At 69.6% G+C, this 4,603-nt stretch carries 4 protein-coding genes and 3 pseudogenes; 5 read left to right on the forward strand and 2 right to left on the reverse strand.

Going from position 1 to position 4,603, the window contains the following annotated elements; genetic code table 11:
* Nucleotides 1–713: pseudogene (locus BN971_RS24240) on the forward strand (HugZ family pyridoxamine 5'-phosphate oxidase); the annotation flags it as partial.
* On the opposite strand, the pseudogene BN971_RS24245 reads toward BN971_RS24240, so the two are convergent.
* Nucleotides 659–898 (reverse strand): annotated as a pseudogene (locus BN971_RS24245) (hypothetical protein); the annotation flags it as partial. The pseudogenes BN971_RS24240 and BN971_RS24245 overlap by 55 nt on opposite strands.
* On the opposite strand from BN971_RS24245, the pseudogene BN971_RS24250 reads away from it, so the two are divergent.
* The 3 genes and pseudogenes from BN971_RS24250 to BN971_RS24260 form a co-directional block, all read left to right on the forward strand.
* Nucleotides 864–1,040: pseudogene (locus tag BN971_RS24250) on the forward strand (VOC family protein); the annotation flags it as partial. The pseudogenes BN971_RS24245 and BN971_RS24250 sit on opposite strands and share 35 nt — an antisense overlap.
* Before the next feature lie 245 nt (nucleotides 1,041–1,285).
* Nucleotides 1,286–1,975, forward strand: coding sequence for a DUF899 domain-containing protein (locus BN971_RS24255; protein WP_085181049.1), 690 nt, complete (start codon nucleotides 1,286–1,288; stop codon nucleotides 1,973–1,975).
* Between the two features lie 35 nt (nucleotides 1,976–2,010).
* The gene (locus tag BN971_RS24260) at nucleotides 2,011–2,448 is read left to right on the forward strand and encodes an SRPBCC family protein (RefSeq protein ID WP_276010681.1); all 438 of its coding nucleotides are present in this window, start codon (nucleotides 2,011–2,013) and stop codon (nucleotides 2,446–2,448) included.
* On the opposite strand, the gene BN971_RS24265 is transcribed toward BN971_RS24260, so the two are convergent.
* Nucleotides 2,400–3,740, reverse strand: a complete 1,341-nt coding sequence (locus BN971_RS24265) for an osmoprotectant NAGGN system M42 family peptidase (protein ID WP_090350723.1) — start codon at nucleotides 3,738–3,740, stop codon at nucleotides 2,400–2,402. The two genes, BN971_RS24260 and BN971_RS24265, sit on opposite strands and share 49 nt — an antisense overlap.
* A gap of 204 nt (nucleotides 3,741–3,944) precedes the next feature.
* Here BN971_RS24265 and BN971_RS24270 point away from each other — a divergent pair, with 204 nt between their 5' ends.
* Entirely contained in the window at nucleotides 3,945–4,520 is a 576-nt protein-coding gene (locus tag BN971_RS24270; protein WP_090350721.1) for a cyclic nucleotide-binding domain-containing protein, read from the forward strand.
* The last annotated feature ends 83 nt before the right edge of the window (nucleotides 4,521–4,603 follow it).

The following is a 4,603-nucleotide window of genomic DNA, read 5'->3' on the forward strand; positions in this document are numbered from 1 at the left end:
GGCCGAGCAGGCCCGCACCATCGCGGCCGCCACCAACGCCGCCACGCTGGCTTCCCTGACCGCCGACGGCGACCCGTGGGCGTCGTTCGTGGCTTACGGGCTGCTGGGTGGAATGCCGGTGCTGTGCGTGTCCGACCTGGCCGAGCACGGCCGCAACCTGGCGGCCGACCCGAGGGCGAGCCTGTCCATCGTGGCGGCGACCACCGATGTCGACCCGCTGGCGGGCAGCCGAATCACGTTGGCCGGCAAGGTTGTCCGGCCATCTGACGCCGACCGGGACGCGGCGCGGGCGGCCTACCTGAGCGCGGTGCCCGCCGCCCGCTTCGTAACTCGCCATCTGGATCACCCTCTGGCTGTTGCGGGTTGAGCGGGTGCGTTGGGTCGGCGGATACGGCCGGATGGACTCGGCCACCGGCGAGCAATACGCAAGCGCCGAGCCGGATCCCGTCGCGCCGGCCGCGGCCGGGGCCGTCGCACACCTCAACGCCGACCACGCCGACGCCCTGGCCGCGATGGCCCGGGCGTTCGGCGGCTACCCCGACGCCGACACCGCGGCGTGCACCGGAGTGGACCGCTACGGCCTGGACCTGCGGGTGCACACCCCGCGCGGGGTGGCCTACACGCGGGTCGGCTTCCCGGAACGCCTTGCCTCCGCCGATCAGTTGCGCTCGGCCACAGCGGAATTGGCGCGCTCGGCGCGGCACTCGTCATAGCGTCCAGGGGTGAGCTCCGCGTGCACCGTGCGACCGAACTTCGACCGCATCAGGCGGTGCGCCGACGGCACCAGCACCCCATGCAGCACGGGATATTTCTGCCGCAGCAGGCGGCCCACCTGCCGATACTCGTCCCCGTCGACCAGGCGCACGGCGCCCGGCTGCACTGGTCCCGTCGGCTTGCCCACCTATGAGCGCCTGAAGGCGCGCGGGGTCGAGTTCACCGAACCACCGCATGAGATGCCGTACGGCATCGACTCCGGATTTCGTGATCCGTCGGGCAACAGCGTGCGGCTCACCCAGATTGCGGACGCGTTCGGCGGTTGAGTCCGTGCGTCATCGCCGACGGACGCCGCACCCGTCACATCCGTCACCGCGGGAGAGGGGATGAGCTTTCTGCCCGCCTCTGAGCGACAACTGCACGGCGCCGCACCGATTGTCGCTCGGAGGCGGGCACAACGCCTGCCCCCTCCCGCCCCGTGACGGATGTGACTGGGCCGAACAGCGATGAGTTTCTGGCGGCACACCGGTCATACCCTGAGACCGAACATCGCAAGAAGAGGGGTGCCCCGATGCCCGACGCATTACCACCGAAAGTCGACCACCGGACCTGGCGCGCCGCGCTCGAGGATCTGCGCAAGCGGGAGAAGGCCGCCACCCGCGAACTGGACGCGATCGCCGCGCAGCGCCGGCGCCTGCCCATGGTCGAGTTGCCCGACTACACGCTGATGGGTGCCGACGGGCCGATCCGCCTGGTCGAGGTGTTCGAAGGGCGCTCGCAGCTCATCGTTTACCACCACATGTGGTCGAACGGCGCGACGTGGCAGTGCGGCGGGTGCACGGGCTTCACGTCGCAGTTCACTCGGCTGGAGTTCCTCGACAGCTACGACGCCCGTTTCGTCATCGTCACCAACGGACCGATCCACGAGGCGCTCGCCTACAAACAGAAGGTCGGCAACCGGATGCAGTGGTACTCGTCAGCGGAGAGCCCGTTCGCGGCCGACATGGACGCACCCTCCGGCGGAGGGTTCGGCGTCAACGTATTCCTGCGCGACGGCGACACCGTCTACCGCACCTGGCACACCAACGGGCGTGGCACCGAGCAGCTCAGCCACACGTTCGGGTTGATCGACATCCTGCCGTGGGGCAGGCAGGAGGAATGGCTCGACTCCCCCGAAGGCTGGCCGTCGCGCCCGACCTACTCCGGCTGGCTGGACTCCCCCGACATCGCCCGCGCCTACGGACCGGAGGACAACGCGTGACCACCGATGCCGAACGCTACGTCGCCACCCGCACCATGGCCGCCACCCCGGAGCGCATCTTCGCGGTCCTGGCCGACCCGGCCCGCCACCACGACACCGAGCCAGGCGACTGGGTCCGCGAGCCGGTGGAGGCCTCGCCGATTACGGGCGTCGGACAGATGTTCGCGATGAACATGCACCTCCCCCGGGCGGGGGGCGACTACGTCACGCACAACCTGGTCAACGTCTTCGACCGGGACAGCGCGATCGGGTGGATGCCGGGCGTGCTCGACGACGCGGGTCACCACAATGCCGGCGGTTGGTTCTGGCGCTACGACCTGGCACCGAGCGGAAACGGCACCGACGTGACGCTCACCTACGACTGGAGCGCCACGCCGCAGGATTTTCGCGATCGTATCGGCGCGATGCCGCCGTTTCCGGAGGACTACCTGGCCGCGTCGCTGGAAACCTTGGAGCGCTCGGTCGTGGCCTGACCGGTCTTGGCGCACAACAGCTTTCGGCGACGACGGAAGCTTGCGGGCGGCCTCAGGCCTGCGCCCCCGCCGCCGTCGGGCGGCCAGTGCGTACCGGGCGAGGCTTCGCCGGGTTCGGTGTGGTCGCCGCGGGCCAGCGGCACCCACTGCTCGGTGGGCGCGGGCTGCTTCGACGACGGGAAGTCGCGCAGCTTGCCCGAGGGCTTGGCGTCCCACTCGGCGAACGTCAGCGGCGTCTGCAGCCAGGCGTGCAGCAGGTTGTAGGCGGCCTCCAGCGAGTCCATGTGGGTGCGTTCCCAGCCGTGGCTGCCGTCGAGCCCGAAGCCGATCAGCGCCGCGCGGGTACCCGCGCCGGCCTCGATCGCAGCGGCGGCATCCGATCGGTAGTAGCGGAACACGTCGCGCACGCACTTGATGTCCAGCTTTTCGGCGAGCTGGCACAGGTTTCGGGTGAGGTGATAGTCGAACGGGCCGTGCAGATCGGCCATCGGGATCGTGACGCCGTCCTCGATGGAGTGCTGACCCGGCGCGCACACCGCGTTGTCGACCGAGATGAGCTCGGCGACGTCCGCGGGAAGGCCGTGGCTGGCGCCGTGGCCCACCTCCTCGGTGATCGTCACCATGATCATGGTCCGGTGCGGCAGCACCACCCGGTTCTCGGAGAAGTTCTTGGCCAGCGCCAGGGCGATCGCGACGCCCGCCTTGCCGTCGAGGTGCCGGGAGACGATGAACCCGTCGGCGGTCAGCTCGGGGCTGGTGATCAGCGCGACGAAGTCGCCGACCCGCAGCCCGAGGTCGATCAGGTCCTGCTTCGAGGCCACCTTGCGGTCGATCCGGATCTCGACGTGCTCCCAGTCGGTGGGCTGGGTGTCGATCTCGTCACCGAACGCGTGCCCGCTGGCCTTGAGCGGGAGGATCGTGCCGGTGATGAACTCGTCGGGGTCGTCGGAGAAGATCCTGACCCGGGCGCCGGTGGCGAACCTCGCCGAGAACGTGCCGACCGGGATCACCTCGAGGCGCCCGTTGTCCTTGAGGCCGCGCACCATGCAGCCGATGGTGTCGGCATGCACCACCAGCGCGCGTTCGGTGGTCGGTGACCTGCCCGGGAGTTCCGCGGTGAGCGCCCCCCGGCGGGTGAGGGAGAACGGCACGCCGAAGTGGTCGAAGATGTCGCCGATCAGCTGCATCACCGCGTCCGTGCGCCCCGACGGGCTCGGTGTCTGCAGCAACGCCAGCAGCGTGTCGATCATCCACGCGCGGTCGGCCTCGGCCATCGCCGCGGTTTGGCCCAACGGTGTCTCCTTCGGGTTCTTCTGGAACGCCCTCAACCTACCGGCTGGCCGGGCGCCGGGCGACCGGCACCCGGCTGGCCGGGCGCCGGGCGGCCGGCCAGCGTTTCTGACGCCGACCAGCAAATAATCTTTTCCTTTTGTTATCGCAGAATCGCGTTAGGCTTCTCGGTGCCCGGTTTCACATCGCAAGTGAGGAGCCCGCCGATGAAGGCCGATGCGAAGGGACACGAGGAGGAAGACGTCCGCCGGCTCCGCGAATTCGCCGCGTTCGACAAGTTCACCGACAGCGACCTCGACGACCTGGTCCGGGCAGCACACCACACCTCGCAGTCCAAGCCGTGGCCCCTGATTCGCGAGCAGACCCCGTCCGACGACTGCTACATCCTTTTGAGCGGGGAAGTCGGCGTCTACGTCGGCCACGACCGGGTGGCCGTCTTGGGCCCGGGTGAGGTGATCGGCGAATCCGCGCTCCGCCAGGGCAAACTGCGTTCGGCGACGGTCACGACGATCGGGACGGCCGCGGAGTTCGAGCGCCTGTTCGCCCGCCTGCTGGAGGAGATCGCGCTGCGGGAAACCATGGACGCCGTCTCGGCAAAGCACGTGGCGGTGGATCTGCCGGCAAAGCCCAAATCCGGGCGAACCAAGTTGAACGCCTCGGTGCCGGCCGAGCTGGCCGAGCGGTTCGAACAAGCCGCCGGCAACGCCGGCGTGGCGGTCGCGGCCGCGCTCGAGGATGCGCTCACCCAGTGGATCCACCGCAACGGCGCCGCGGATTCGTGAGGAGTGCCTGACCGCGCGCAAGGCTGATCCCCCCAAGGGTCAGCCCTTGGTCGACGAGCTGCGTCGCGTCCTGGCGGGCGCCG

It is taken from the genome of Mycobacterium bohemicum DSM 44277 (genome assembly GCF_001053185.1).
Lineage (GTDB): Bacteria > Actinomycetota > Actinomycetes > Mycobacteriales > Mycobacteriaceae > Mycobacterium > Mycobacterium bohemicum.